Here is a 26,302-nt window from a genome sequence, read left to right as displayed (position 1 = left end):
GCGAGCCCCGATGAGCACCTTGTCCGACATCGTCACCGGAACCCTGATCTTCCTCGGGTCGCTGCTCGCCCTGACCGCCGCGATCGGAGTGGTGCGCTTTCCCGACACACTGTCGCGGATGCACGCCGCCACCAAGCCGCAGGTCGTCGGGCTCGTGCTCATTCTGCTGGGCGCGTTCAACAGCCTGCGGGGCAACGTGGACATCTGGATGATCGCGCTCGTGGGCATCTTCACGGTGCTCACCGCCCCGATCATCGCCCACACGGTCGGCCGGGTCGCCTACCGCGAACAACGGATGCGGTCCGACCTGTTCATGGTCGACGAGCTCGAGGCCCAGGGCGCCGAGAAGGCCGAGAACGCCGACGGCCACGACCGGGACGCGGCCGACGACCCGACCGACACCGACCGTCAGGGCTGACGCAGCTCGTCGATCAGGGAATCGACGACCGCCGTCAGGTCACCGGCGTTCGCCTGCGCCACCGCGCGCTGGCGTTGGTACGACGCGCCGCGGCGCGGGATGTCCGCGACGGAAGCCAGCTCGTCGGCGCACCCGAGCGAGCGGGCGACGGGGGCGAGACGCTCCAGCAGATCGTTCAGGTCGTCGGTGACCAGCCGCTCGTTGCTGTCGGCGTCGAGGATGATCTCGGCCTCGAGTCCGTAGCGAGCGGCGCGCCACTTGTTCTCCTGGACGTGCCACGGCGGCATGGTCGGCAGGGTCTCCCCGGCGTCGAGCCGACGGTCGTAATCGACCACGAGACAGTGGATCAACGCCACCAGCGCCGCGAGTTCACGCTTGGTGGAGACGCCGTCGCACACCCGGATCTCGAGGGTGCCCAGCCGCGGCACCGGACGGATGTCCCAGTGCATCCCGCCGAGTTGGGAGATCACGCCCGTCTTCATCTGGTCGTGCACGAAGCCCTCGAACTGCGACCACGTCTCGAACTGGAACGGCAGTCCCGCGGTGGGCAGCTGCTGGAACATCAGGGCGCGGTTGCTGGCGTAGCCGGTGTCCGAGCCCGCCCAGGTGGGCGACGACGCCGACAGCGCCAGCAGGTGCGGGTACTGCAGCAGGAGCGCGTTGAGGATGGGGAACACCCGGTCCGCGGACCGCACGCCGACGTGGACGTGCACCCCCCAGATCAGCATCTGCCGACCCCACCACTGCGTGCGCTCGATCAGCTCGTCGTAGTTCGGCGACCGCGTGAGCTGCTGCGACGACCACTCGGCGAACGGGTGGGTGCCGGAACAGAACAGGTCGACACCCAGTGGGTCGGCCGCGCGGCGGACGAGGTCGAGCGACTCGCTCAGATCGTCCATCGCCTCGCCGACGGTGTCGCAGACGTCGGTGACGAGTTCGACGGTGTTGCGCAGCAACTCCTTGGTCACACGGGGGTTCTCGGCGAGGGCGCCCACCCCCTCCATGACCTCGGCGGCAGTGTTGGACAGATCGCGCGTCTGCTTGTCGACGAGCGCGATCTCCCATTCCACGCCGATGGTCGACCGCGCCGACCCGACGAACGGAACCTCGACCGGACCGGCCGCTCTACTCGGCTTCGACCACGGCGCAGGCGACACGGCCGCCTGCGTCACCCGTGGCCAACGTGGTGGCATCCGGCACCGCGGCACCGTCCGGGAGGGTGTAGCGCGTGGGGATGTTGGCGAAGTTGTCCGCACCCGCGTGCACGATCACCGCGACGCCGCCGGACAGGTCGTCGAGCGTGACCGCGTCGGTGGTCGTGGTCAGGGTGGCCGTGCCGTCCTCGCGCGCCTGCAGCGAGGTGAGGTCGCCGCTGGCGGGGTGGCCGGTGTTGCCGCCCACCTGCAGGTGACCGCCCGCGGACAGGAAGTCGCCGGGCTCGCCGCCGGTGGGAGCGACGGAGTTCGGCTCGCACACGGGGTTCTGGTGCATGTGCAGACCGTGGAAGCCGGGGGTCAGGCCCTCCGCCTCGACGGTGACCTTCAGGTGCCCGTCCTCTTCGGTGAAGGACACCGTGCCCACGGACGCGCCGGACGGATCACGCAGGTCACCGGTCATGTCGGCGGACGCCGTCGCGTCGCCGCCCTCACCCTCGCCGCCGTGGGACTCGCCGCCGTGCTCCGCCGCGTAGTCGGCCGGAGGTGCGGAACTGGTGAAGACGGGAGGGGTGGTGCCCGGAACGTCGCTGGGGTTCTCGTTCGCGCTGCACGACGCGAGGGCGAGGACGGCGACGGCGGCGAGGGGCGTCGCCACGATCGTTGTGCGCTTCCAGCTGGCCATGGTCACTCTTCTCCTGCGTCCGGACGAAACGGGCGGTGGTGCGGTTCCCCGTCTGGTACCCGGGGGTCTCGCCGACGACTCTAGTCGGCGCTATCGAGTGACGATGACGACGATCCCCGGCGACGCGTTCGCGATGCCGGCGAAGCGCGGCTCGGACCCGAAACCGAGTGTCCCCGCGATGCGCTCGGCCTGCGCCTGCTGACCGGGAACGGCCGGGTCGTAGTAGACGGTCGACGCGGCGATGACTCCACTGGAGTAGTTGCCCGTCTCCCCGACCGCGAAGCCGGCCGATTCGAGCCGGGTGGCCGTCTCGGCCGCGAGCCCGGAGACCTCGCTGTTGTTGAGGACGCGGATGGGGCTCGCGGAGGACGCTCCGGACGTCGTCGCGGTGGTGGTCGTCGTCGGCGACCCGGAGGTCGCCGACGGCGGGGCTGTCGCGGAGGGCGCGGAGGTCCCCGTCGGCGCGGCCGTCGCGGTCGGGACAGCGCTCGTGTCCGCGGCCGGGGCGGCGGCCGTCTCCTCGGAATCCGAGCCGGTGAGCGAGAAGATGCCGATGCCCGCGAACACGACGGCGAGGGACAGCAGCACCATCGCCAGGGCCCGCAGCGGCGGGCCGGAGGAGGTGTCGTCGGGGCGGGTACTCACGGGGGTCGAGCTTAGGCGACGGCTCAGATCTCGAAGCCGAGGCGGCGTGCGGCGCGGGCCTTCTGTCGACTCGCGCGCAGACGCCGCAGACGCTTGACCAACATGGGGTCGGCCGCCAGCGCCTCCGGCTTGTCCACCAGGGCATTGAGCACCTGGTAGTAGCGGGTGGCCGACATGTCGAACAGTTCCTTGATCGCTTCTTCCTTGGCGCCGGCGTACTTCCACCACTGTCGCTCGAAGGAGAGAATGTCGTGTTCCCGACGCGTGAGCCCGTCGTCAGGCTCGTCGGCAGGGGCCTCGGACCCGTGACTACGCGCAGCAGCGCTGTCCATCTCGCTCCTCGTCCGTCCGCATCACGGGCGGTGAATCACACCCGTGTCATCTTCGGTGGCAATCTAACCACGCGGGGGCCGGCGACGACGGTCGCGGCGGGCCCAACACGCCGCGACGGGTGGGCCGGTAACCTTCTGCCCCATGGCCATCTTCCCGATCCGGATCGTCGGCGACCCGGTGCTGCACACCCCCACGCAGACCGTGACGGCCTCGCCCGACGAGATCGCGCAGCTGATCGCGGACATGTACGAGACGATGGACGCCGCCAAGGGCGTGGGCCTGGCCGCGAACCAGGTGGGCGAATCGCTGCGGATGTTCGTCTACGACTGCCCCTTCGAGGACGAGAACGGCACCGTCACCCGCCGCCGCGGCGAGGTCGTCAACCCCGTTCTCGAGACGTCGGAGATCCCCGAGACCATGCCCGACCCGGAGGACGACGACGAGGGCTGCCTCTCCGTTCCCGGTGAGCAGTACCCCACCGGCCGCGCCGACTGGGCCCGCGTGACCGGCACGGACGCGGAGGGCAACCCCGTCACCGTCGAGGGCCGCGGATTCTTCGCCCGCATGCTGCAGCACGAGACCGGCCACCTCGACGGGTTCCTCTACGTCGACGTCCTGGTCGGCCGCCACGCCCGCGCGGCCAAGAAGGCGATCAAGAAGAACGGCTGGGGCGTGCCGGGCCTGAGCTGGGTTCCCGGCACCGTCGCCGATCCGTTCGGTCACGACGACGACTGACGTGCGCGTCTCCGTCGGCGACCGGGTGGTGGTGCGGTACCGGCGGCAGGACGCGGCGGGCGCGCCGCCGCTGAGCGACGTCCTCGGCATGCTGGCCGACCTGTCTCCGGACACGCTCACCGTCGTCCGCGAGTCGGGCGAGACCGTCGCGATCTCCCGCGGCGACGTCGTGGTCTGCAAGCCGATCCCACCGAAACCCGTGCGCGCCAGTGCGATCCGCGCACTCGAGCGCGCCGCGGCCGACGCGTGGCCGGGGATCGAGCAGGACCTCGTCGGCGGCTGGATGCTGCGCGCGGGGCACGGGGTGTCCCAGCGGGCGAACTCCGCCCTCCCGGTGGATCCGACGGTGGCGACGGGGGATCTGCTCGCTGCGCTCCCCGCGGTGGTCCGGTGGTACGCCGACCGCGGCCTCACCCCGCGGCTGCACCTCCCCGATCGCATCCTGCGCATCCCGGCGGGCTGGCGGGCGGGTCCCGACGTCTCGGTGCTGACCGCGCCGGCGACGGTCCGTCCCGCGGCCGGCAGCACCGTCGCGGCGACACCCGACGCCGCGTGGTCGGCCCACCATCCCCGGTTCGCGGACGTCCCGGATGTGCTCACCGCCGTGCGGGGCGGCGACGTCGCGTTCCTGTCTCGACCCGACCCGCAGGGGTCGTACGAGACCGCCGCGGTCGCCCGGGCCGCCGTCACCGCCATGCCCGACGGCACCCGGGTGGTGAGCATCGCGGCGGTGGCGACGCGTCCGGACCTTCGTCGTCGTGGTCACGCGGCCGCAGTGTGTCGGGACGCGCTGTCGTGGGGCGCGGAACGGGGCGCGGTGACCGCCCTTGTCCAGGTGGAATCGGGGGGCGGTGCCGCGACCGCGCTGTACGCGGGGCTGGGGTTCACCGAACACCACCGATACCGGTACGCGCAGCCGGCGGACTGAGCGGCCGACCGCTCCCGCTACCGTTGTCGCCCATGCGCCTCGCCACGTGGAACGTCAATTCCGTCCGCTCCCGGGTCGACCGGATCGTGGACTGGCTGGGGCGCTCCGAGGTCGACGTCCTGGCGATCCAGGAGACCAAGTGCAAGGACGAGCAGTTCCCCTACCAGCGCTTCGCGGACATCGGCTACGAGGTCGCCCACGTGGGGCACAGCCAGTGGAACGGCGTCGCGATCGCCTCGCGTGTGGGCCTGACGGACGTGCGCACGGAGTTCGAGCACCAGCCCGGGTTCCACAAGGACCCGGCGGAGACGCCGGTGGTCGAGGCCCGCGCGCTGGGCGCCGTCTGCGGTGGGGTGCGGGTGTGGAGCCTGTACGTCCCCAACGGCCGCACCCTCGACGATCCGCACTATCGCTACAAGCTCGACTGGCTCGCCGCGCTGCGGGACGACGCCCGGTCGTGGTTGGACGCCGATCCGCAGGCGCAGGTGGCGTTGGTCGGCGACTGGAACGTCGCCCCGACGGACGACGACGTGTGGGATCCCGCGCTGTTCGAGGGCCGGACGCACACGTCCCCGCCCGAGCGGGCGGCGTTCGAGGCCGTCGTCGACGCCGGATACGCGGACGTCGTGCGGCCGTTCACACCGGGACCGGGCGTCTACACGTACTGGGACTACACGCAGCTGCGCTTCCCGCGCCGCGAGGGTCTGCGCATCGACTTCGTCCTCGCCTCACCGGCCCTCGCCGCGCGGGTCGTCGGCGCGGAGATCGACCGGCAGGAACGCAAGGGCAAGGGTGCGAGCGATCACGCGCCGGTGCTCGTGGACCTCTCGGCGACCTCCGAGACACGGCCGGCCTCCGCGGCCTCCGCCACACGGTCGGCCTCCGCGGCCTCGGGATCCTGATCGGCGACCAGCGGGAGGTACTCCGGCTCCGCGCCGATGACCCGTCGGACCATCGCGCACGCGGGCCAGACGCGCAGGTCGCCCATGCGGAGGATGTCGAGGGCGCCGCGGACCAGGACGGCCGCCCACCCGTGGTCGCCGTACTGCTCCTTGACCACGGTGTGCCGCAGGATCACGGTGCTGCCGATCACGTCGTACGCCAGGATCCCGGCGAGGTCGCCGTCGACCGTGAGCTCGACACGCGACAGTTCCGGATTGTCGGCGACGAGACTGTCACTCATCACACCATTGTGAACACAGATCTGTGACTTGTGTGAACAGAGTGACGACTGTTGCCGAATCGCGACCCGGCAGGGAGGTCGCGCCGTTTACTCCGGTGCCATCAGGTCGCGGTACTGCGGGTTCTCCGCGACGAAACGCTGCACGTAGGTGCAGACGGGCTTGACCTTCCACCCGTAGCCCCGGGCGGCGTCGAGCGAGCTACGCACCATGATGCCCGCGAGCCCGCGGTGGCCGAAGTCCTCCGTGATCACGGCGTGGAGGAAACTCACGACGGGGGCACGCCGGGACCGACCGGCGGACTCCACCGGGTAGTAGCCGACGATGCCGACGAGATCCCCGTTCAGCCGGAGCTCGAACCGGTTCTGGTGGGGGTTGTCCGTGACTTCGGTGACGGGAGCGTCGGACAGCATGGCATCTCCTGGCAGCCGAGGGTGGGCACGATGGATCGTGTGACCTGAACCACTATTCCACAGTATCCGTCGGCGTGCCGGGCTCTCCGCGATATGCGAGGCGAACTCACAGGAAACACCCGCCGGTAAGGTGCGCGGTGTGAGTGCCTCCCACCTGCTGCCGCTGCCGGCCCCGGGCGAGACGCCGCGTCGCGTCCTCACCATCGCGGGCACCGATTCGGGTGGCGGGGCCGGTATCCAGGCGGATTCGCGCACCATCGCCCTCTGCGGCCTGCACGCCTGCGTCGCCGTCGCGGCGGTGACCGTGCAGAACACGGTCGGAGTCAGCGGGTTCCACGAGATTCCTCCGCAGATCGTCGCCGATCAGGTGCGCACCGTCGTCTCGGACATCGGGGTGGGCGCCGCCAAGACCGGAATGCTCGCCTCCACCGAGATCATCGAGGCGGTCGCCGACGTGGCGCTCGAACTCGGCATCGGCCGCGACACCGCCGTCCCGCTCGTCGTCGACCCGGTGTCCGCCTCCATGCACGGCGATTCGCTCCTGCACGCCGACGCGCTCGACGCCGTCCGGCACCGGCTGATCCCCCTGGCGACGGTGGTCACGCCGAACCTGGACGAGGTGCGGCTCATCACCGGCATCGACGTGGTCGACGACGCGACGGCCCGTGCCGCGGCGGAGGCGCTGCACGGCCTCGGCGCGCAGTGGGCGGTGGTCAAGGGCGGGCATCTGCGCACCTCGTCCACGAGCACCGATCTGCTCTACGACGGCGACCGCATGCTCGAGTTCACCTCGCCGCGGCTGCCCACCGGCAACGACCACGGCGGCGGGGACACCCTGGCCGCGGCGATCGCCTGCGCGCTGGCCCACGGCCGGTCGGTGCCCGACGCCGTCGCGTTCGGAAAGGAGTGGGTCACCCGGTCGCTGGCCGCGGCCTACGACCTCGGCGCCGGCCACGGCCCGGTGTCACCGCTCTGGCGCCTGCACGAGCCGGTTGATGCGTAGCCCGTCCGGCACGCCGTCGAGCTTCGGCGAGAACAGCCCCCGCCGATAGGGTTTCGCGGACAGGCGCAGCGCCGCCAGTACCTCCGGCGACACCGTGTCCAACGCCGCCGACGAGATCATGACGTTGCCGTCCGCGCCCGCCTGCATGACCCGGGCCGACACCGTGACGTCGACACCCAGCCAGTCGGACCCCACCGCGCGCGGCCGGCCGGTGTGGATGCCGACGCGCATCCGCGGGGTGTACCCGTCGACCGAGACGCGGGCGAGTGCGTCCCGTGCGTCGAAGACCGCTCCGACGGCGTTGTCGGCACTCGGGAACACCGCCATGACACCGTCGCCGAGCCTCTTGACGATGTGACCGCCGCGATCCTGCATCGGTCGCTCGACGGCGCGTGCCACTTGCTTGAGCAGGATCAGCGTCGCCGCGTCGCCGGCGGACAGCGACCACGTCGAGAACCCGACGAGGTCGGTGAACACGATCGTGACGTCGCGCTCACCCCGACCGCGGCCGGTGCGTTCGAGCAGCGCCTGCCAGACCTGCAGGGCGCCGAGCGAGACCTCCTTGGCCGCACCGGGTTCCTCGCTCTGCAGGCGATCGGTGACGCGGGCGACCAGCCGCGCGGTCCCCGGTCCCGCCGTCGACAACGGGTCGCCGAACGTCGGGTCTCCGGGGAGCACGCCCCGCAGTGTCCGGACCGCGTCGACCACGCGGTCGGTCCGGTTCACCGTGCGCGCGGTGTCGACCACCGCGCGGAGCGCCTCGCGGGCGGACGGGCTCACTCGCCCCGACTCACTGGCTCTGTCGCGCGGCGGTGCGCTGCTCGCCCACGGGCACGCCGTTCGGACCCGTCACGGACTCGGCGTAGGTGCCGATGCCGTAGGCGACGGCCTGCGAATTCACCGCCAGCGCATCACGATTCACGTTCTCCAGGGTGTCCTCGGGAGTGTGGTAGTTCGGATCGAAGGCCTCGTTCGCGGTGCCGCCCCACCGGGCCGCCTGCTCCTCGGTCTTGATGTCGTCGGCACCGCTGAACACCCCACCCGCCGGGATGCCGCGCTCGATGAAGGGCCCGTAGTCGGACCGGCCGTCGAAATCGGTGCCGTCGGCGTCCTTCGCCGCGAGACGCTCCTCGAACGTGCGCTCGATGGCGTCCGACCCGGCCGGGCCGGCGGGCGCGCCCTCCTGGTCGGAGTCGTCACCGTCGTAGACCAGGTAGCCGGGGTTGTTGGACCCCACCATGTCGAAGTTGAGGTACAGCGCCAGGGCGGCCGCGTCGTCGTCCGAAAGACCCTCGACGTACTTCGTCGATCCCACGAGGCCGAGTTCCTCGGCGCCCCAGAAGCCGAAGCGGACGGCGTTGGTGGTCTGCGGCGCACCGCCCATGCGCAGGGCGGACTCGAGCACCGCGGCGACGCCGGTGCCGTTGTCGTTGATACCGGGGCCCTCGGGCACGGAGTCGAGGTGGGCACCCGCCATCACGATGTTGTCGGTGTCCCCGGTGGTGGTCTGCGCGATCACGTTGCGGCTGGTGGTGGTGGTCGTCTCGGAATCGACCGCGACGGTCACCTCGCCGCCGCCGGCGGCCAGCGCCGCACCGTCCTCGCGGCTGACACCCAGGGCCGGAATGCGGGCGTCGGCCTTGCTGCCGAGGGTGCCGGCGTCGAGCGGACCGTCCTCGTTGTTGGCCACGACCACGGCCGCGGCGCCCAGGTCGGCGGCGACGATGCCCTTCTGGGCGAACGGGCAGCTGCCGCGGGAGACGAGGACGACGGCGCCCGTCACCGGCAGCCCGTCGTAATCGGTGGCCTCGCAGCCCGGGGTGTCGTCGGTCGGCGCCACCACGAGCGGCGCGGTGACGGTCCCCGCGGGCGAGTAGGTGAACGCGTTCGACGGCACCTCGCGGTCCCCGGCGCGCAGCGAGTTCGAGCGCAGGTCGTAGCTGTCGAAGGAGAAATCGGGGGTCTCGACGTCGAACCCGGCGTCGCGGAGCAGACCGGAGACGTAGTCCACGCTCGCGTCGTATCCGGGGGTGCCGGCGGCGCGGTTGCCGCCGTTCGCCTCGGCGATCGACGTCAGCTCCTCGAGGTGCTCGACGACGGCGTCGAGTGTGACCGCGTTCGCCAGCGCGTCGCCGGTGACCGGGGCACCGAGACCGTCGGCGGCGGCGCCGGACGACTGCGCCGACGACGACCCCGCAACCGAGGTGGTCGCGGGGTCGTCGGTGGAGCTCTCACCGGAGCAGGAGGCCAGCGTCAGGGCGCCGACGGCGCAGGCGGCGACGGACATCGCGAACCGGGTGCGTTGCGTCCTCATGGCCGTCACCTTAGTGCGGTCCGCCCGGTCGCGCGGGTGGTCCGAGCGGGCCCGTCAGGCGTCGCGCTTGTTCACCACCGCGATCGACGCGCCGAACACGATCGCGACGAAGGCGGCAAAGTACAACAGGCTCGCCCAGGGACCCCAATGGAAGTCCACCCCGCCGGGGGCGCCGAGGAAGTTGTTCGCGTTGGTGAAGGGCAGGAACGGCATGATGTCGCGGCCGATGCTGCCGAACAGGTTGAACAACGATTCGACCAGCAGCGGCCACAGGAGCAGCAGGGCCACCGCCGCGGCCGACTGGCGCAGCAACGCACCGACTCCCACCGCGAGGAAGACGCAGAGGAACGCGTAGATCGGAACGCTGTAGATCGAGCGCCACGCGTCGCCGCCCTCGAGCACCAAGGCCTGGCCGGCGTCGGGTCCGGCGAAGGACTTGGCCAGATAGAAGCCGCCGAGCGCGAGGACGAAGGACAGGGCTGCGCCGACGACGCCGATCAGCAGGGACTTCGTCACCAGCACCGACGCACGAGAGGGGATGGCCTGGAACGTGGTTCGGATCAGGCCGAAGCGGTACTCGCTGGTGATGGCGAGCGCGGCCATGATCATCAGCACCAGCACGCCGAAGCCGCTGACGCCGGTGACACTGTCGGCGACGGTGGGCAGGAAGGGCTGGAAGTCCGGCGGGTTGCCCGAGGCGAGCGAGTTCTCGTAGGAGCCGTACGCCGAGCGGGCGGAGATGCCCAGGATCGCGGCGATGCCCAGCCCGAGGGCGACGATCGCCACGGTGCACCACCACGGCGACTTGGTCGTGGTCAGCTTGATTCGTTCTGCGGCAAGCACACTCATCGCAGTGCTCCTCCCATGGTGTCGGTGGTGGTCCGGGCGCCGGCGGAATCGTCCGCGCCGTGGTACTGGACGTCGTCGCCCGTGAGCTTCATGAACGCTTCCTCGAGCGAGCCGTGCTGCGAGGACAGCTCGTGGAGCACGATCTGGTGACGCGCGGCGATGTCGCCGATGGCCTCGGTGGTGGAATCCGCCACCACCAGAGCGGGCTTGACCTCGTCCACCCCGCCGGGTTCGCGCACGGTCAGGCCGGCGGAGGTCAGCGCGCTGCGCAGGGCGTCGAGCTGCGGACTGCGCACGCGGACCGAGGATTCCGACGCGTGGTCGACGAAGTCCTGCACCGACGAGTCGGAGATCAGACGGCCGCGACCGATGACGATCAGGTGCTCGGCGGTCAGCGCCATCTCCGACAGCAGGTGGGACGAGACCAGCACGGTCCGCCCCTCGGCGGCCAAGCGCTGCATGAACTTTCGGATCCAGACGATGCCCTCGGGGTCGAGTCCGTTGACCGGCTCGTCGAACATGAGCACCTTGGGATCCCCGAGCAGGGCGCCGGCCAGACCGAGCCGCTGCGACATGCCGAGGGAGAACCCGCCCGCCTTCTGCTTGGCCACCTCGGACAGGCCGACCAGGCGCAGCACCTCGTCCACCCGGGAGGCCGGGATGCCGTTCGAGGCGGCCATCCACTGGAGGTGCGCCTTCGCGGATCGGTTGGGGTGCACCCACTTCGCGTCGAGCAGCGCCCCGACGGTCTGCAGCGGGTTGGTCAGCTCCCGGTAGGGCCGACCCTCGATCAGCGCGGTCCCGGCGGTCGGCTGGTCGAGCCCGAGGATCATCCGCATGGTGGTGGACTTGCCGGCGCCGTTGGGTCCGAGGAACCCGGTCACGATGCCCGGCCGGACCGTGAAGGTGAGGTCGTCGACCGCCTTCTTCGCCCCGAACTGTTTGGTCAATCCCGTCACTTCGATCATGGTGACCACCCTGCCGCGCGCACCACCGCGCGCGCATCAGGCCCCGGTCCCCATTTCGAGTCGTCCGAAAGGATGACCCCGGGCGCCGACGGTATCGGGGGCACTCGGGGTCGATCGGGGTCGGTCAGGGGAGATCGGGCGAGGACGCCTGTGCCCAGAAGCGTTTCGGGATCCGACCGGCCGTCCGCGCCGCCCGGCCCGCCCGGACCGCGTCCGCCATCGCCGACGCCATGAGCTCGGGGTCGCGGGCCCGCGTGACGGCCGTCGCCAACAGCACCGCGTCGCACCCGAGTTCCATGGCGAGCGCCGCGTCGCTGGCCGTCCCGATGCCGGCGTCGAGCACCACCGGGACCCCGGCCGCCTCGGTGATCATGGCGATGTTGTGGGGATTGCCGATGCCCAGCCCGGTGCCGATCGACGACCCCAGCGGCATGACGGCCGCGCACCCGACGTCCTCGAGGCGACGGGCGAGAATCGGATCGTCCGTCGTGTACGGCAGGACGACGAACCCGTCGTCGACCAATCGCTCGGCCGCGCGGACCAGTTCGACGGCGTCGGGCAGCAGCGTCCGTTCGTCCGCCACCACCTCGAGCTTCACCCAGTTCGTCTCGAGCGCCTCGCGGGCCAGCTGGGCGGTGAGCACGGCCTCGTCGGCGCCGCGGCACCCGGCCGTGTTGGGCAGCACCGCGATGTTCAACCGGCGCAACAGATCGAGCACACCGGTACCCCCGGCGGCGTCGACGCGGCGCATCGCGACGGTGGTGAGTTCGGTTCCCGACGCCACCAGCGCGGCCTCGAGCACCGCCAGGTTGGCGGCACCTCCCGTGCCCATGATCAAGCGCGAGTCGAAGGACCGGCCGTCGACGACGAGGGGGTCAGCCACCCTGGACCGCCGTGAGCACCTCGACGGTCCACCCGCGTCCGAGTTCGTCGTCCCACCGCGACTTCGGCAGCACCGCACCGTCCACCGCGACGGCGATGCCGGTGTCGGGCAGCCCGAGGACCCCGAGCATGGTCCGGACGGACGTGCCGGGGTCGAACTCGTGGTCCTGGCCGTTGACGGTGACACCGAGTGGGATCACGACAGTGCTCCTGTTCTGGGGAGGTTCGATGGTCCGAGGACGGGGGACGGTCCGGACCCGCCGGACCGTCGGGTGAGCGCGCAGCAGGCGGCCACGGGCAGCGGCTCGCCCTGCAGCTCGGCCACCACCGCGTCGGCGGTGACGGGGGCGAGCAGCATGCCGTTCCGGCCGTGTCCGGTGGCGACGATCGTGCGGTCGTCCACCGCGCCCACGAGCGGCAGGTTGTCGAGGCTGCCGGGACGCAATCCCGCTGCAGCCTCGGCGAATTCGTAGTCCGCGATGCCGGGCAGGACCCGCTCGGCGTCGGCCAGCAGATCGCGCACCCCGGCCACGGTGACCGCGGTGTCGTCACCGTGCTCGTACTGCGTGGCCCCGACCACCAACCCGTCCGCACGCGGAACCAGATACACGGCGCGGCCGTTGACCGTCGCTCGCACGGTGCGCGCGGGCGTCGGCACCGACCCGGCGCGGCGACGCAGGCGCAGGATCTCGCCCTTGACCGGCCGTACCGACACACCCGGCAGCAGAACGGAACTCGCCCACCCCGCGGCGACCACCACGCGATCCTCCGCCACCGCCGCGGGATCGACCACGTCCGTCGTCGTCACGCGCACGCCGAGGGCTCGGCACGAGTCGGCCAACGCCGCCAGCACCGCCCGGTTGTCGACGGACAGCTCCGTCGGACACGACAGAGCCGCGCGGCCCCCGACCCCCGGCTCGACGGCCCGCAGCGCCGGCCGCGACAGCATCTCCACAGCGTGGCCGCGCGCCCCGACCCACTCCGCGATCGTCGTCAGATCGGCCACGTCGGCGGAATCGAAGGCCACGGTGAGGGTCCCCCGCGCGGTGACCACGTGCTCACCCAGCTCCGCGGCCAGACCGCGCCAGCGCTCCAGCGACGCGGCCCCGAGCGCCAGCAGGTCGTCCTCGCCCGGCCAGCCCTCGGAGAGCGGGGCGAGCATGCCGCCGGCGACCCAGCTGGCGCCGTCGGGACGGCCCGGCTCGCCGCGGTCGAGCAGGTGGACCGGATGACCGGCGAGGGCCGCGGCGCGGGCGACGGTGAGACCCACGACGCCGCCACCGATCACGGCCACCGACTCGCGCACCGGCGTCGCGGCGGGCGGAAGCGGAGTCGGGTTCACTGGTGCCATCCCCTCCCTGCGCCGGCATGATCCGGGTCAGGTGATTACGGTCTGGGCGCTTCCGCCCCCGGGCGGACGGCCCACTCTCAGCCCCCTGCGGGACTCCCGTGCGGTCTCGTTCTCTCGGCGACAGACTACCGTCGACCCCGTGACCACCACACGGCCCTCCGCCCGCGAACGGCTCGCCACCGCGCGGTTGTACCTGTGCACCGACGCCCGCCGCGAGACCGGTGATCTGGCGAAGTTCGTCGACGCGGCCCTGACCGGCGGCGTCGACATCGTCCAGTTGCGCGACAAGGGCTCGGCCGGCGAGGCGCATTACGGTCCGCTCGAGGCCAAGGACGAGCTGGCGGCGTTGGCCGTCATCGGCGCCGCCTGCCGACGGCACGGTGCACTCCTGGCCGTCAACGACCGGGCCGATCTCGCCCTCGCCGCCGGTGCCGACGTGCTCCACCTCGGCCAGAACGACCTCCCGACGCACTACGCGCGGCAGATCCTCGGGCCGGACGTGGTCATCGGACGGTCCACCCAGAACCGGGCGCAGGCGACGCTGGCCGACATCGAGGACGGCGTCGACTACTTCGCGGTCGGTCCGGTGTGGGCGACGCCCACCAAGCCGGGCCGATCGGCCGCCGGTCTCGACGTGGTCCGCGAGGTGGCGGACTCGCACCCCTCGCGGCCGTGGTTCGTCATCGGCGGCGTCGACGCCGAGAACACGCGCGAGACGCTGGCCGCGGGCGCGTCGCGCATCGCCGTCGTCCGGGCGATCACCCGCGCGCGCGATCCGGAAGCGGCCGCCCGCGAGCTGGTCTCACAGCTCGGCGGCTAGAGCCGGACTCACCGCTCGCCGGACGGACTCGTCCGCGGTGATCACCACCGTCGTCCCGACGGCCGACTCGGCCGCCCGCGAGGCGTCGACCGTCTCCTCCACCCGGTCCGTCGTCACCACCGCCACGATCCAGCCGAAGCCGCGCTCACCGAGGTCGACGGTGCGCGGCGGCACCTCGTCGACGTCCGGGCCGAGCACCGCCCGCACCGGAACCGACCGCAGGGCCGGCCAGCTCTCGGCGAAACTCGGGTGCAGCGGCAGGGACTCGACGTCGTCCTCGGCCACCCACCGCAGCTCGGTGCTCTCCCCGTTCGGCACCGTGTCGAGCTGCGCGGCCGCGTCGGCCACCACCGTCGTGTAGGACCAGCCGGAGTCCTCGGTCCACGTGACCCGCTCGCCGCGCACCGTCAGCGACTCCCCGGCGATGCCGGCTTCCTCACCGGCCTCGCGCACCGCGGCGCCAGCGGGCGACTCGTGACTGTCGATCGCGCCGCCCGGCAACGCCCAGGTCCCCCCGTGATGGCTCCACCCGGCTCGGTGTTGCAGCAGGACCGTCGCGTGCCCCGACGGCCCCGGCGCCCGCAGCAGCAACCCCGCCGCGCCGTGGCGACCCCACCGCCGACTGCCGTCACTGGCGAAGACCCAGCCGTCCCCGTCACCACGCATCGCTCACCCTCCGGACGTCGGCACTCCTCCCGGACAGCTTATGGCGCGGACGGCTCGCAGCGCGGCCACGCAGGACACCGGTGGAGAGACGGCGAGGGGCCTATGCTCGAGGCCGGGTCCGTGGCGCGCGGGCCCCGCGAGGGCGAGGAGGCGAGACTCACCGTGCAGTCGAGTGCGCTCACCCTCCGCGCGCCGGTCGACACGCGCTCCGAACGCACCGAGTTCCTCCGCTCGACCCCGGTTCGGTTTCTCCTGGTGGGCCTGCTGGTCGTGGCCACGCTGATCACGACGGCGTTGGTCACCAGCGTGTCCGTGTCCGATCGTGAGCGGACCCTCGATCAGCTGCTCGCCCGCACCGAGCCCTTGTCCGATGCCGCCCAGAACCTCTACGTCCAGCTCTCGGTCGCCGACGCCACCGCAGCCACCGCGTTCCTCGCGGGCGGCCTCGACACCGGTGACGTCCGGGACCGCTACACCGAGGCGCTCGGCGCCGCCGCCGGCGAAGTGGTGCGGGCGTCGACGGGTCTCGCCGCCGAAGACGCGGCGTCGCGGAGTCTGCTGTCCTCGATCTCGACCAACCTGCCGACGTACGCCGGACTGATCGAGACGGCCCGCACCAACAACCGCATCGGCAATCCAGTGGGCGCCGCCTACCTCGCCGAGGCGTCGACCCTGATGCAGTCGACGGTCCTGCCGTGGGCGGAGAGCCTGCATTCCGGGAAGTCCGACGACGTGTCCGCCGTTCAGCGACGGTTCGCGACACCGCCGTGGACTGCTCTGCTCTTCCTCGTCGTCTCGGTCGTGGTGCTGCTCGGGGCGCAGGTGTATCTGGGGCGTCGGACCCGGCGCACGATCAACCTCGGATTCAGCGCCGCCGCGGTGGCCGTGGTGGTGCTGCTGGGATGGATGCTGGTGGCGGGACTGGTGTCCTCGACCGCGACCGATCGCGCGCTGGAACGCGGCGCCGAACCCCTCGATCGGCTGACGTCGAGTCGAATCCTGGCGCAGCAGGCCCGGACCGACGAGACGATCGGCATGACCCGCCGCACCGCGAACGACGACTACGAGAAGTCCTACTCCGAGTCCGTGGCCGCCCTCTCGGACACCCTCGCCGCCCTCTCCCACGACGAGACCACACGCACCGCTCGCATCGACGAGACCCGCACGCTGGTCGCGATCTGGTCCTCGGCGCACGACCGGATGAACGCCGCACTGGACGTCGGGGACTTCGACGCCGCCGTCACCATCGCGACGGGGCCGGCGCCGGGCGACGCCGCCGATGCCTTCGGTCGCCTCGACGCCGCGTTGGTCCAGGAGATCGACGCGTCACGAACGTCGTTGCGCGACAACGTCCAGCGCGCGTCGGGCGTGCTGACCGGACTGACCGTCGGCGCGGCCGTGACGTGCGGACTGGCCGCGCTCGCCGTCGTCGCCGGCATGTGGTCGCGCATCCGGGAGTACCTGTGATGCGGCGGGCGCGCACCGCGTCGGCGGCGGTGGCGGCGCTGGCGGCACTGCTGACCGGGTGCGCCGACAACACGCCGGTGCCCGCCGCACCGGCGACCGCGACGGTCGCGCAACCGCTTCCCGACGGCGCCACCACGAATCCCACGCCGACCACCACCGCACCGGCACCGGACTGCGGCGACCCGCGGGCGAGCCTGCAGCCGGACTACGCCACACCCGACGGCGCCGGTCGACCGTCGCCGAACGTCGACGCCATCCGTGCCCGCGGCCGCCTGATCGTCGGACTCGACACGGGCAGCAACCTGTTCAGCTTCCGCGACCCGGTCACCGGCGAGATGGCCGGCTTCGACGTCGACATCGCCCGCGAGGTCGCCCGCGATCTTCTCGGTGATCCGAACCGCATCGAGTACCGCATCCTCTCGTCCGCTCAGCGACTCGACGCGCTCGCGGCCAACGAGGTCGACATCGTCGTCAAGACCATGACCATCACGTGCGCACGCCGCGAGCGGGTCGACTTCTCCTCGGAGTACTTCCGGGCCGATCAACGGGTGCTGGCGGTGGCCGGTTCGGGCATCCGCGGTATCGACGACCTCGCCGGGCGACGGGTGTGCGCGGCCGCGGGAACCACGTCCCTGCAACGGATCCAGCGTCTCCAGCCCACCGCACAGGTGGTCAGCGTCCCCAGCTGGGCCGACTGCCTGGTGGTGCTGCAGCAGGGCGCGGTCGACGCGGTCAGTACCGACGACGCGATCCTCGCCGGCCTCGCCGCGCAGGACCCGTATCTGCAGATCGTCGGCGGGTCGATCGCCGCGGAGCCCTACGGCATCGGCATCACCAAGGGCCACGACGACGTGGTCCGGTTCGTCAACCGCGTCCTCGAGCGCCTGCGGAACGACGGCACGTGGAACGCCCTCTACGCCCGCTGGTTGAGCGTGCTCGGTCCCTCCCCCGGCGCGCCGTTCCCCGTCTACGGTGGTGCATCGTGACCCGGGTGGAGGGCGAGGGCGAGGCCGCCGAGACGCGTGCTGCCGCATCGGACTTCGAGGGCACCCGGGCCGCCGTGCCCGACTTCGAGGGCACCCGGGCCGCCGTGCCGGACTTCGAGGGCACCCGCGCCGCCGTGCCGGACCTCGAGGGCACCCGCGCCGCCGTGCCCGATCTCGAGGGCACCCGGGCCGCCTCGCCGGACACCGATTCGTCCCGCCGAACCACCGCGCCTCGCCCGTCCCGTCGGGTGCGCACCGGGTCGCGTCGTCGGCTCGGCGGGGGGCTGGTGGAACTGCCGCGCATCCCCGAGGTCGATCCGGCGACGGCCATCATGTCCGACCCGCGGGTCCCGGAGAGCAAGCGGTTCTGCTGGAAGTGCGCGGCGCCGGTGGGACGCAGCGTCGACGGACGGCCGGCGAACCCGACCGGTGACTGCGCCCGGTGCGGAACACATTTCGACTTCGCGCCCTTGCTCGATCCCGGCGAGATGGTGGCCGGACAGTACGAGGTGCAGGGGTGCATCGCCCACGGTGGACTGGGGTGGATCTACCTCGCGATCGACCGCAACGTCAGCGACCGCTGGGTGGTCCTGAAGGGACTGCTGCACTTCGGCAACGCCGAGGCCCACGCTGTCGCCATGGCGGAGCGCCAGTTCCTCGCGGAGGTCACGCACCCCGGCATCGTCAAGATCTACAACTTCGTCGAGCACCCTCGAAAGACGCCCGTGGGCAGCACATCCGGTGGTGCGGCGGACACCACCGGATACATCGTCATGGAGTACGTCGGCGGTCGAACGCTGCGGCAGATCATGACCGACGACCCGTCGCGCACCAAGCTGCCCGTCGAGCAGGCCATCGCGTACCTGCTCGAGGTGATGCCCGCGATGGCGTACCTGCACTCGATCGGGCTGGCGTACAACGATCTCAAGCCCGAGAACATCATGGTCTCGCAGGATCAGATCAAGCTGATCGACCTCGGGGCGGTCAGTCCCCTCGAGGGCTACGGGTATCTCTACGGGACGGCGGGGTATCAGGCGCCGGAGATCGTCCGGACCGGCCCGACGGTGGCCTCGGAGATCTACACGGTCGGCCGCACCCTCGCCGTCCTCACCCTCGACATCGCTTCGGAGAAGGGCCGATACGTCGACGGGCTGCCCGACGACGCGCCCGTCCTGCAGGAGTACGAGTTCTACGACAGGTTGCTGCGCCGGGCCGTGCATCCCGATCCGAGCGCACGGTTCCGTTCCGCCGACGAGCTCGCGAGCCAGCTCAGCGGCATCCTGCGCGAGATCCTGTCGCAGCAGACCGGCAAGACCCATCCCGGACTGTCCACCGTCTTCTCCCCGCAACGCACCACGTTCGGAACCGACGAGCAGGTCGCCGTCACCGACGTCTACATCGACGGACGGCACCGCGTGGCACGGCTGGACCCACGGGACGTCGTTGCGGCGCTGCCGGTTCCGCTGATCGACACGTCGGACCCCAGTGCCCAGCTCATCGCCGCCGCGGTGCACAGCGAACCGCACCAGACCCTCGATTCGCTGCGCCTCGCTCGGGAGAACGGGGTTGACCGCGTCGTCGGCGACGAGGCGCTCGGCTCCGTCGAGGCCGTGCTCACCGAAGCGCGCGCCTATCTCGACCTGGGCGAGGGCGACGCCGCGGCCGAGGTGCTCGCGCGGCTCGACGCGGTGACGGGCAACTGGCGCGTCGACTGGCACCGGGGCACGGCGGCCCTGCTCGGCCGGAGCTTCGTCGACGCTGCACGGCGATTCGACGCCGTCCTGTCGGCGGTGCCCGGGGAGATCGCACCGAAACTCGCGATGGCCGCCACCGCGGAGCTGCTCGCCCAGCAGACGGGCGACGAGGACCACGACACCTGGTGCGCCACCGCCGAGACCATGTACACCTCCGTCTGGCGCACCGACCGCACCATCGTCAGCGCAGCGTTCGGGGTGGCCCGTCGGATGACCGAGCGGGGCGCCGTCCTCGACGCGATCTTCACCCTCGATCAGGTGCCGCCGACGTCGCGGCACTACTCGATGGCGCGCATGACCAGTGTGCTCACCCTGCTCTCGGGTCCCGTCGAGGACATGACCGAGGGGGCTCTCGCCGAAGCCGCCCGCCGCATCGAGGCACTGCCCGCCCGCGAGCCCCGTGCGCTGCAGCTCCGCACCGTCGTCCTCGGGACCGCCCTCGACTGGATGGAGTCCGGGCGGGAGCCGGAGACCTCCCGGCGGATCCTCGGCGTGCCCTTCACCCGTGACGGTCTCCGGACGGGCGCCGAGTCGGCTCTGCGCGCCCTGGCCCGGACCGCCCGGAGCCGCTCCCACCGCTTCGCCCTGGTCGACCTCGCCAACGCCGTGCGGCCCCAGTCGCTGCTCTGACCCCCACCCCGCTGCGCAGCGCACGGTGATCTGCGCAGGTTCCCGCCAGTTGCGCAGGTTCCCGCCAACTGCACTGGTTGCAACCGGTGAGAGTGACCAGAACCTGCGCAGGCTGCGAACCTGCTCCCCTTCCAGCAACCTGCTCCTGCTGCAACCGGAGCACCTTGCTGGAACCGGAGCAACCTCGAGCCCCGCCCCGCCCGCTGCGCAGCGCGCCTCGACCTGCGCAGCTTTCCACCAGCTGCGCGGGTTCCCGCCAACTGCACTGGTTGCAACCGGTGAAGGTGACCGAAACCTGCGCAGCGCCCCGCAACCCGCGCCCCGCCCCCACCCCTGGGGGCGGTCCCGTGGACGCCACGCCCCCATCTTCCGTACGGTGGAGGGAACGTCGAGACCCCGGCGTCGATCGTTGTCGTTCGTACGTGAGGGGAGTTCGTTGACGCGAACCCACGTTCCCGACTTGCTCGGGGTGGAGGTCCAGATGCAGTTCGCGCCGGTACGCCGTCTCGAGGACGGAGCGTTGGCCGGGGCGGAGCTCCAGGTCCGAGGTCCCAGCGGTACCGCTCTCGGTACTGCCTCCGCACTGCGCCACGCCGCGCAACTGATGGGCCAGCGCGCCGATCTGGACGAGTACAAGCACCGCCACGCCCGCACGCCGCTCGCGCGGACCGTCGCCGACCACCTGCCGCTGCTGGTGACCGTCGACTCCGAGTCGCCGCTGGCTGCGGAGCCGGCCACCGAAGGCCTCGAGCGCACCATCGTCACGGTCGACGCCACCGACGTGCTGCGCAATCCGCATCGCGCGCTGGCCCGGGTGGTGTCGGCGCGGGCGTCGGGCCGCCTGGTTGCGCTCGACGGCGTCGGAGTCGACGTCCAGGCCGCGACGCTGCTGTCGCTGATCGAGCCGGACATCGTGGTCACCGCGGCCGAGCTCCATTCCGGCTCCGCGGGGACGGACATCGGCGCCACCGCCCACGCGCTCAGCGCCTACGTCGAGCGCAGTCACGCCGTGATCGTCGCGGAGGGAATCGACGACGACGCCGCGCGGCTCGCCGCCCAGACCGTCGGCGCGACGTACGGCATCGGAGCCCTCTATCCACCGGTCGACGACCCGGCGGGTCTGCTCACCGAGGACGTCGTCCCCATGCCCCACGCACCGGTATGGACCACGCCGATTCCGGCCGAGACGACGCCGTACGCGATCGCCTCCGAGCACGCGACGCCGCGGCGCGGCACCAAGCGCGTTCTGGTGCAGATGAGCAAGTCGCTCGAGAAGCAGGCGGTGGCGGCCGGGTCCGCCATGCTGGCGCTGGGGACGTTCCAACACGCCACGCACTTCACTGAGCGGACGGCGCAGCGCTGGCGTCATTTGGCGGACACCATCGGGTTCGCCGGCGTCTACGGCGTCGGTCTGACGCAGATGCTCGACGGCAACACCCAGCACGCGCCGCTGGATCCGGCCGACGACATGGTGAACGAGTGGACCGTCGTCGTGCTCGGGCCGCATCACGCGGCGTTGCTCTCGGCGCGGGACCGGCACGACAACGGCCCCGACCTCGAGCGCACCTTCGACTTCGTGCAGACCTACGACCGCGCGACGGTCACCCAGGCGGCGCACGCAATCATGCACCGTTTCACACCGTAGGGCCTACGAGGTCAGCGCCAGGGCAGCGCGGGCGATGGCCAGTTCCTCGTTGGTGGGCACGACCAGCACGGTGACCGCGCTGGAGTCGGCGGAGATCACCCGTGCGTCCTTGCTGCGCACGGCGTTCCGCTCCTCGTCGACCACGATGCCGTAGTTCTCCAGGTCGGCCAGGGCCGCGGCGCGGACCTCGGGTGAGTTCTCGCCGACGCCGGCGGTGAAGGTGACGACGTCGACGCGTCCGAGGCCGATCATGTACGCCCCGAGGTACTTTCGTAGCCGGTGGACGTAGACGTCGAAGGCGAGCCGGGCGTCGTCGTCACCCTCGTCGACCAGTCGGCGGAGCTCACGGAAGTCGGTGACGCCCGACAGGCCCTTGATGCCGGAGCGCCGGTTCAGCAGCGTGTCGATGCCGTCGACATCGAGGTCGGCGCTGCGGCGCAGGTGCATGACGATGCCCGGATCAATGTCCCCGCTCCGGGTGCCCATGACCAGCCCTTCGAGCGGGGTCAGGCCCATCGAGGTGTCCACGGCCGCGCCGCCGCGCACCGCCGACGCGGACGCCCCGTTGCCGAGGTGGAGCACGATCTGGTTGAGCGACTGCGGTTCCCGCTCCAGGAACTCCGCCACCCGGCCGCTCACGTACTCGTGGGAGGTGCCGTGCATGCCGTAGCGCTTGATACCGTGCTCGCGGGCGACGTCGCGGTCGATCGCGTAGGTCGACGCCGCCGCGGGCAGGGCGTGGAAGAAGGCGGTGTCGAACACGGCGACCTGCGGTACGTCGGGCAGCTCCCGACGGGCCACCTCGATGCCCTTCACGTTCGCCGGATTGTGCAGGGGCGCGAGGGCACTGAGCCGGTCGACGGTGGCCACGACGTCGTCGTCGATGAGCGTCGGCTCGCTGAACACGGTGCCGCCGTGGACCACCCGGTGACCGACGGCCGTCACGCCGGCGTCGGCGAGCGACAGACCGGCCTCCGCCATGGTCTCGAAGGCGGTCTTCAGAGCCGCGTCGTGATCGGCGATCTCGAGCGTCCGCTCGGTGGTCTCGCCCCGGTAGGTGACCGCCACCGTCGCGTCGGACTCGCCGATGCGCTCGACGATGCCGTGCAGCACACCGTCGGCCCGGTCGACGTCGACCACCTGGAACTTCACCGAGCTGGACCCGGAGTTGATCACCAGAACGGTCACTGGTCGGCCCCCTGCGCCTGAATGGCCGTGATGGCCACGGTGTTCACGATGTCCTGGACCAACGCACCGCGGGAGAGATCGTTGACCGGCTTCTTCAGTCCCTGCAGCACCGGTCCCACCGCGACCGCGCCCGCACTGCGTTGCACGGCCTTGTACGTGTTGTTGCCGGTGTTGAGGTCGGGGAAGACGAAGACGGTGGCCTGCCCGGCGACGTCCGAGTCCGGCAGCTTGGATTTCGCGACCGACGGGTCGATGGCGGCGTCGTACTGAATCGGCCCCTCCACCAACAGGTCCGGCGCCCGGTCGCGCACCAGCTCCGTGGCCTCGCGCACCTTCTCGACGTCCGCGCCCGAACCGGAATCACCCGTCGAGTAACTCAGCATGGCCACCCGCGGCTCGATGCCGAACATCGACGCCGTCTGGGCGGACGAGACGGCGATGTCGGCGAGCTGCTCGGCGGTGGGATCGGGGACGACGGCGCAATCACCGTACGCGAGAACGCGATCGGCGAGGCACATGAGGAAGATCGACGACACCGTCGACACCCCCTCGCGCGTCTTGACGATCTCGAAGGACGGCCTGATGGTGTGCGCCGTGGTGTGCGCGGCCCCGGACACCATTCCGTCCGCGATTCCCTTGTGCACCATCATCGTTCCGAAGTACGAGATGTCCGCCATCACCTCGCGCGCCTTCTCCGGGGTCATGCCCTTGTGCTTGCGGAGCTCGGCGTACTCGGCCACGAAGTCGTCGAAGTACTCCGAGGACGTCGGGTCGAGCACGGTGGCCGCGGAGAGGTCGACACCCAGCTCGCCCGCTCGCCGGGTCACTGCCGTCTCGTCCCCGAGGATGGTCAGGTCGGCGACCTGCCGCTGGAGCAGACGTCCCGCCGCACGCAGGATGCGGTCGTCGCCGCCCTCCGGGAGAACGATGTGCCGGCGGTCGGCGCGAGCGCGGTCGATCAGCCGGTACTCGAACATCTGCGGCGTGACCACCGACGGCATGGCGACGTCGAGCCGGCCCAGGATGTCCTCCGCCCCGATGTGCTGCTCCACCACCGCCAACGCCGTGTCGACCTTGCGCTGCGAACCGACGGCGACGCGGCCGCGGGTGTTCGCGGCCACGCTGGCTGTGTCGAAGGTGCCGAGCTCGGTGGTGAGAATCGGGAGCCGAGGCTGCAGGCCCGCAATGAGCTTGGCGATCATCGGATGCGGTTCCAGCCCACCGTTCATGACGATGCCCGCGAGCGAGGGGAACCCGTCGGCCTCGTGCGCGTTCACCAGGGCGAGCAGGACCTCCGAGCGGTCGGCGGGAGCGATCACGACGACGGCCTCGGTGAGCCGCTCGAGGATGTGCTCGGCCGTCATGCCGCCCACCATCACCCGCAGCGCTTCCCGTTGCAGCAGTTCGGGATCGCCGCTGTAGAGCTCCCCGTCGACGGCGGTGAGCAGCTCGTCCATGGTGGGCGCGACGAGCAACGGCACCTCGGGCAGAGCCCAGGCCGGGACGTCGTCGGTGGCGAGGCGGCCGATGACCTCGTCCAGGGCGTCCGGATCGCACCGGTTGGCGACGATTCCCGCCAGATGTGCTCGGTGCGTGGACAGTTCGGACCGGCACAGGTCCGCGAGCTGGGCGATCTCGCCCGGCGTGCGCTCCGAGCCGCGCAGCGCCAGCAGGACCGGCAGGCCGAGGTTGACGGCGATGCGGGCGTTGAAACCCAACTCGCTGGGACTGGCGACGTCGGTGTAGTCGCTGCCGATCACGACGACGGCATCGCACTGGGCCGCCACCTCGTGGTAGCGGCGAACGATCTCGGCCAACGCGGCGTCGGGGTCGGCGTGGACCTCGTCGTACGTCACCCCCAGCGACTGGTCGTAGGTCGTGTCGGCCGTGGTGTGGTCGATCATCAGCTCGAGGATGTAGTCGGTTTCCGACGACGACCGCGCGATGGGGCGGAACACCCCCACCCGCGCCGTCGACGCCCCGAGCATGGTCAGCAGACCCAGCGCGATGGTGGACTTGCCGGTGTCGCCTTCCGGCGACGCGATGTAGACGCCACGAACTGCGCCGCTGGACTCGGTGTCGGCCATGCCGACCACCCTAGTTCAGCCGAGTCGGCGCAGTCGGGGCTCGAGATCGGTCCGGAACAACTCCAGGAATCGGCGCTGATCGTGCCCCGGGGCGTGGAAGACCAGGTGGTTCAGACCGGCATCGACGTACTGCTTCACCTTCTCGACGGCCTCGTCCGGGTCGGACGCGACGATCCACCGCTTGGCCACCTGCTCGATCGGCAACTCGTCGGCCGCCTTCTCCATCTCGATCGGGTCGTCGATGGAATGCTTCTGCTCCGGCGTCAGCGACAGCGGCGCCCAGAATCGCGTGTTCTCGAGCGCCGCGTCGGGATCGGTGTCGTAGGAGATCTTGATCTCGATCATGTGGTCGATCTCGTCGACGGACCGCTCCTTCTTCTCCGCACCCTCGGCCACCGCGGGCAGCAGCTTGTCGGTGTAGAGCTCCATGCCCTTGCCGGAGGTGCAGATGAACCCGTCGCCCGCCCGGCCGGCGTAGCGCGCCACCACCGGACCGCCGGCTGCCACGTACACGGGGACGCCGCCGTCGGGCACGTCGTAGATCGACGCGCCGGACGTGCGGTAGTACTCGCCGTCGAAGTCCACGCGGTCGCCGAGCCAGAGCTCGCGCATGAGCGAGACCGCTTCCCGCAGCCGCGCGAACCGCTCCTTGAACTCGGGCCACTCGCCGGAGAAGCCGGTGGCGATCTCGTTGAGGGCCTCGCCGGTGCCGACTCCGAGGAAGATCCGGTTCGGGTACAGGCAGGCCATGGTGGCGAACGCCTGCGCGATCACGGCGGGGTTGTAGCGGAAGGTCGGGGTCATCACCGAGGTGCCGAGCTGCAGGCGTTCGGTGCGCTCGCCCACCGCCGTCATCCAGGCGAGGGAGAACGGCGCGTGCCCGCCCTCGTGGCGCCACGGCTGGAAGTGGTCGCTGACCGTGGCGGAGTCCATGCCGGCGGCCTCGGCCGCGACTCCGAGCTCCACCAGCTCACGCGGGCCGAACTGCTCGGCGGACGCCTTGTATCCCAACTTCAGTTCCCGTGCCACGCCGCGCTCCTCGCTCGTCGACCACCACTGCCGCCCTCGAATGTAGGCGCTGGGGCGTCCGACCCGGCAGCAGGGACCGTGCCTGGCTGCACACAACTCCGTCGACGCGACGGGTTCCCGCCTATCGGGCGCCCTCGTGTGCACTCCCGCAGCATGGGCGCGCGCCTAGGG

The 26,302-nt window shown here is 71.3% G+C and carries 27 protein-coding genes; 10 read left to right on the top strand and 17 right to left on the bottom strand.

Annotated elements, in window-relative coordinates:
* Positions 1-10 precede the first annotated feature (10 nt).
* Entirely contained in the window at positions 11-418 is a 408-nt protein-coding gene (gene mnhG, locus BMZ18_RS06575) for a monovalent cation/H(+) antiporter subunit G (RefSeq protein ID WP_068361550.1), read from the top strand.
* Here the strand turns inward: mnhG and BMZ18_RS06570 are convergent.
* The 4 genes from BMZ18_RS06570 to napA form a co-directional block, all read right to left on the bottom strand.
* Positions 409-1,611 (bottom strand): glutamate--cysteine ligase, encoded by a 1,203-nt coding sequence (locus BMZ18_RS06570; RefSeq protein ID WP_082894933.1) that lies wholly within the window; start codon positions 1,609-1,611, stop codon positions 409-411. The two genes, mnhG and BMZ18_RS06570, sit on opposite strands and share 10 nt — an antisense overlap.
* Positions 1,544-2,257: a superoxide dismutase[Cu-Zn] gene (gene sodC / locus BMZ18_RS06565; protein WP_068361599.1), complete on the bottom strand. Its 714-nt coding sequence runs from the start codon at positions 2,255-2,257 to the stop codon at positions 1,544-1,546. The genes BMZ18_RS06570 and sodC overlap by 68 nt, the downstream gene beginning before the upstream one ends.
* Before the next feature lie 90 nt (positions 2,258-2,347).
* Positions 2,348-2,902, bottom strand: a complete 555-nt coding sequence (locus tag BMZ18_RS06560; protein ID WP_371828485.1) for a LytR C-terminal domain-containing protein — start codon at positions 2,900-2,902, stop codon at positions 2,348-2,350.
* Positions 2,903-2,925: 23 nt separating this feature from the next.
* Positions 2,926-3,234 carry a nucleoid-associated protein NapA gene (gene napA / locus BMZ18_RS06555; protein WP_068099346.1) on the bottom strand — a complete coding sequence of 103 codons (309 nt, stop codon included), beginning with the start codon at positions 3,232-3,234 and terminating at the stop codon, positions 2,926-2,928.
* Positions 3,235-3,376: 142 nt separating this feature from the next.
* On the opposite strand from napA, the gene BMZ18_RS06550 reads away from it, so the two are divergent.
* The 3 genes from BMZ18_RS06550 to BMZ18_RS06540 are packed head-to-tail and all read left to right on the top strand — an operon-like array spanning position 3,377 to position 5,800.
* Positions 3,377-3,970 (top strand): peptide deformylase, encoded by a 594-nt coding sequence (locus BMZ18_RS06550; protein ID WP_068361553.1) that lies wholly within the window; start codon positions 3,377-3,379, stop codon positions 3,968-3,970.
* 1 nt (position 3,971) lies between these two features.
* Positions 3,972-4,898, top strand: a complete 927-nt coding sequence (locus tag BMZ18_RS06545; protein ID WP_068361556.1) for an N-acetylglutamate synthase, CG3035 family — start codon at positions 3,972-3,974, stop codon at positions 4,896-4,898.
* Positions 4,899-4,930: 32 nt separating this feature from the next.
* Positions 4,931-5,800, top strand: coding sequence for an exodeoxyribonuclease III (locus BMZ18_RS06540; protein WP_082894934.1), 870 nt, complete (start codon positions 4,931-4,933; stop codon positions 5,798-5,800).
* Here BMZ18_RS06540 and BMZ18_RS06535 read toward each other — a convergent pair.
* Together BMZ18_RS06535 and BMZ18_RS06530 are read right to left on the bottom strand one after the other, a co-directional pair.
* Positions 5,701-6,081, bottom strand: coding sequence for a GNAT family N-acetyltransferase (locus tag BMZ18_RS06535; protein WP_068361559.1), 381 nt, complete (start codon positions 6,079-6,081; stop codon positions 5,701-5,703). The two genes, BMZ18_RS06540 and BMZ18_RS06535, sit on opposite strands and share 100 nt — an antisense overlap.
* An 87-nt stretch (positions 6,082-6,168) precedes the next feature.
* Positions 6,169-6,492, bottom strand: a complete 324-nt coding sequence (locus BMZ18_RS06530; protein WP_068361562.1) for a GNAT family N-acetyltransferase — start codon at positions 6,490-6,492, stop codon at positions 6,169-6,171.
* A gap of 139 nt (positions 6,493-6,631) precedes the next feature.
* On the opposite strand from BMZ18_RS06530, the gene thiD reads away from it, so the two are divergent.
* Positions 6,632-7,495: a bifunctional hydroxymethylpyrimidine kinase/phosphomethylpyrimidine kinase gene (gene thiD / locus BMZ18_RS06525; RefSeq protein ID WP_244516441.1), complete on the top strand. Its 864-nt coding sequence runs from the start codon at positions 6,632-6,634 to the stop codon at positions 7,493-7,495.
* Here the strand turns inward: thiD and BMZ18_RS06520 are convergent.
* From BMZ18_RS06520 to thiO, 7 genes are all read right to left on the bottom strand, one after another.
* On the bottom strand, positions 7,457-8,275 hold the full coding sequence (locus tag BMZ18_RS06520; RefSeq protein WP_068361564.1) for an adenylate/guanylate cyclase domain-containing protein: 819 nt from the start codon (positions 8,273-8,275) through the stop codon (positions 7,457-7,459). The two genes, thiD and BMZ18_RS06520, sit on opposite strands and share 39 nt — an antisense overlap.
* Positions 8,276-8,285: 10 nt before the next feature.
* Positions 8,286-9,809 (bottom strand): M28 family peptidase, encoded by a 1,524-nt coding sequence (locus BMZ18_RS06515; RefSeq protein WP_211267472.1) that lies wholly within the window; start codon positions 9,807-9,809, stop codon positions 8,286-8,288.
* A 54-nt stretch (positions 9,810-9,863) separates the two neighbouring features.
* Positions 9,864-10,658, bottom strand: coding sequence for an ABC transporter permease (locus tag BMZ18_RS06510; protein WP_068361568.1), 795 nt, complete (start codon positions 10,656-10,658; stop codon positions 9,864-9,866).
* Positions 10,655-11,626, bottom strand: a complete 972-nt coding sequence (locus tag BMZ18_RS06505) for an ABC transporter ATP-binding protein (RefSeq protein WP_068361612.1) — start codon at positions 11,624-11,626, stop codon at positions 10,655-10,657. Before BMZ18_RS06505 ends, BMZ18_RS06510 begins: the two co-directional genes overlap by 4 nt.
* A gap of 124 nt (positions 11,627-11,750) precedes the next feature.
* Complete coding sequence (locus BMZ18_RS06500; protein WP_068361572.1) at positions 11,751-12,509, bottom strand: thiazole synthase; 759 nt, start codon at positions 12,507-12,509, stop codon at positions 11,751-11,753.
* Positions 12,502-12,708, bottom strand: a complete 207-nt coding sequence (gene thiS / locus BMZ18_RS06495) for a sulfur carrier protein ThiS (RefSeq protein ID WP_068099338.1) — start codon at positions 12,706-12,708, stop codon at positions 12,502-12,504. The genes BMZ18_RS06500 and thiS overlap by 8 nt, the downstream gene beginning before the upstream one ends.
* Positions 12,705-13,859: a glycine oxidase ThiO gene (gene thiO, locus BMZ18_RS06490; protein WP_082894935.1), complete on the bottom strand. Its 1,155-nt coding sequence runs from the start codon at positions 13,857-13,859 to the stop codon at positions 12,705-12,707. The genes thiS and thiO overlap by 4 nt, the downstream gene beginning before the upstream one ends.
* A gap of 139 nt (positions 13,860-13,998) precedes the next feature.
* Between thiO and thiE the strand changes: the two genes are divergently transcribed.
* Positions 13,999-14,679, top strand: a complete 681-nt coding sequence (thiE, locus tag BMZ18_RS06485) for a thiamine phosphate synthase (RefSeq protein ID WP_068361575.1) — start codon at positions 13,999-14,001, stop codon at positions 14,677-14,679.
* On the opposite strand, the gene BMZ18_RS06480 is transcribed toward thiE, so the two are convergent.
* On the bottom strand, positions 14,662-15,345 hold the full coding sequence (locus BMZ18_RS06480; protein ID WP_068099336.1) for an NUDIX hydrolase: 684 nt from the start codon (positions 15,343-15,345) through the stop codon (positions 14,662-14,664). The genes thiE and BMZ18_RS06480 overlap by 18 nt on opposite strands.
* A gap of 120 nt (positions 15,346-15,465) precedes the next feature.
* Between BMZ18_RS06480 and BMZ18_RS06475 the strand changes: the two genes are divergently transcribed.
* From BMZ18_RS06475 to BMZ18_RS06460, 4 genes are all read left to right on the top strand, one after another.
* Entirely contained in the window at positions 15,466-16,812 is a 1,347-nt protein-coding gene (locus BMZ18_RS06475) for a GlnX family signal transduction membrane protein (RefSeq protein WP_211267473.1), read from the top strand.
* A complete protein-coding gene (locus tag BMZ18_RS06470) occupies positions 16,812-17,798 on the top strand; it encodes a glutamate ABC transporter substrate-binding protein (protein ID WP_074922057.1) in 987 nt (328 codons plus the stop codon). Before BMZ18_RS06475 ends, BMZ18_RS06470 begins: the two co-directional genes overlap by 1 nt.
* A 74-nt stretch (positions 17,799-17,872) precedes the next feature.
* The gene (locus BMZ18_RS06465; protein ID WP_068361624.1) at positions 17,873-20,182 is read left to right on the top strand and encodes a serine/threonine-protein kinase; all 2,310 of its coding nucleotides are present in this window, start codon (positions 17,873-17,875) and stop codon (positions 20,180-20,182) included.
* 436 nt (positions 20,183-20,618) lie between these two features.
* Positions 20,619-21,827 carry a DICT sensory domain-containing protein gene (locus BMZ18_RS06460; RefSeq protein ID WP_342028279.1) on the top strand — a complete coding sequence of 403 codons (1,209 nt, stop codon included), beginning with the start codon at positions 20,619-20,621 and terminating at the stop codon, positions 21,825-21,827.
* A gap of 3 nt (positions 21,828-21,830) precedes the next feature.
* Here BMZ18_RS06460 and BMZ18_RS06455 read toward each other — a convergent pair whose 3' ends face one another.
* The 3 genes from BMZ18_RS06455 to fgd are packed head-to-tail and all read right to left on the bottom strand — an operon-like array spanning position 21,831 to position 26,131.
* Positions 21,831-23,015 (bottom strand): acetate kinase, encoded by a 1,185-nt coding sequence (locus BMZ18_RS06455; protein ID WP_068360233.1) that lies wholly within the window; start codon positions 23,013-23,015, stop codon positions 21,831-21,833.
* Entirely contained in the window at positions 23,012-25,102 is a 2,091-nt protein-coding gene (gene pta / locus BMZ18_RS06450) for a phosphate acetyltransferase (protein ID WP_068360380.1), read from the bottom strand. The genes BMZ18_RS06455 and pta overlap by 4 nt, the downstream gene beginning before the upstream one ends.
* A 15-nt stretch (positions 25,103-25,117) precedes the next feature.
* Positions 25,118-26,131, bottom strand: a complete 1,014-nt coding sequence (gene fgd / locus BMZ18_RS06445; protein WP_068099333.1) for a glucose-6-phosphate dehydrogenase (coenzyme-F420) — start codon at positions 26,129-26,131, stop codon at positions 25,118-25,120.
* Positions 26,132-26,302: the final 171 nt, after the last annotated feature.

Source organism: Rhodococcoides kroppenstedtii (genome assembly GCF_900111805.1).
GTDB lineage: Bacteria > Actinomycetota > Actinomycetes > Mycobacteriales > Mycobacteriaceae > Rhodococcoides > Rhodococcoides kroppenstedtii.
The sequence above is the reverse complement of the archived record's forward strand: the minus strand, read 5'-3'. Positions and strand labels throughout refer to the sequence as shown.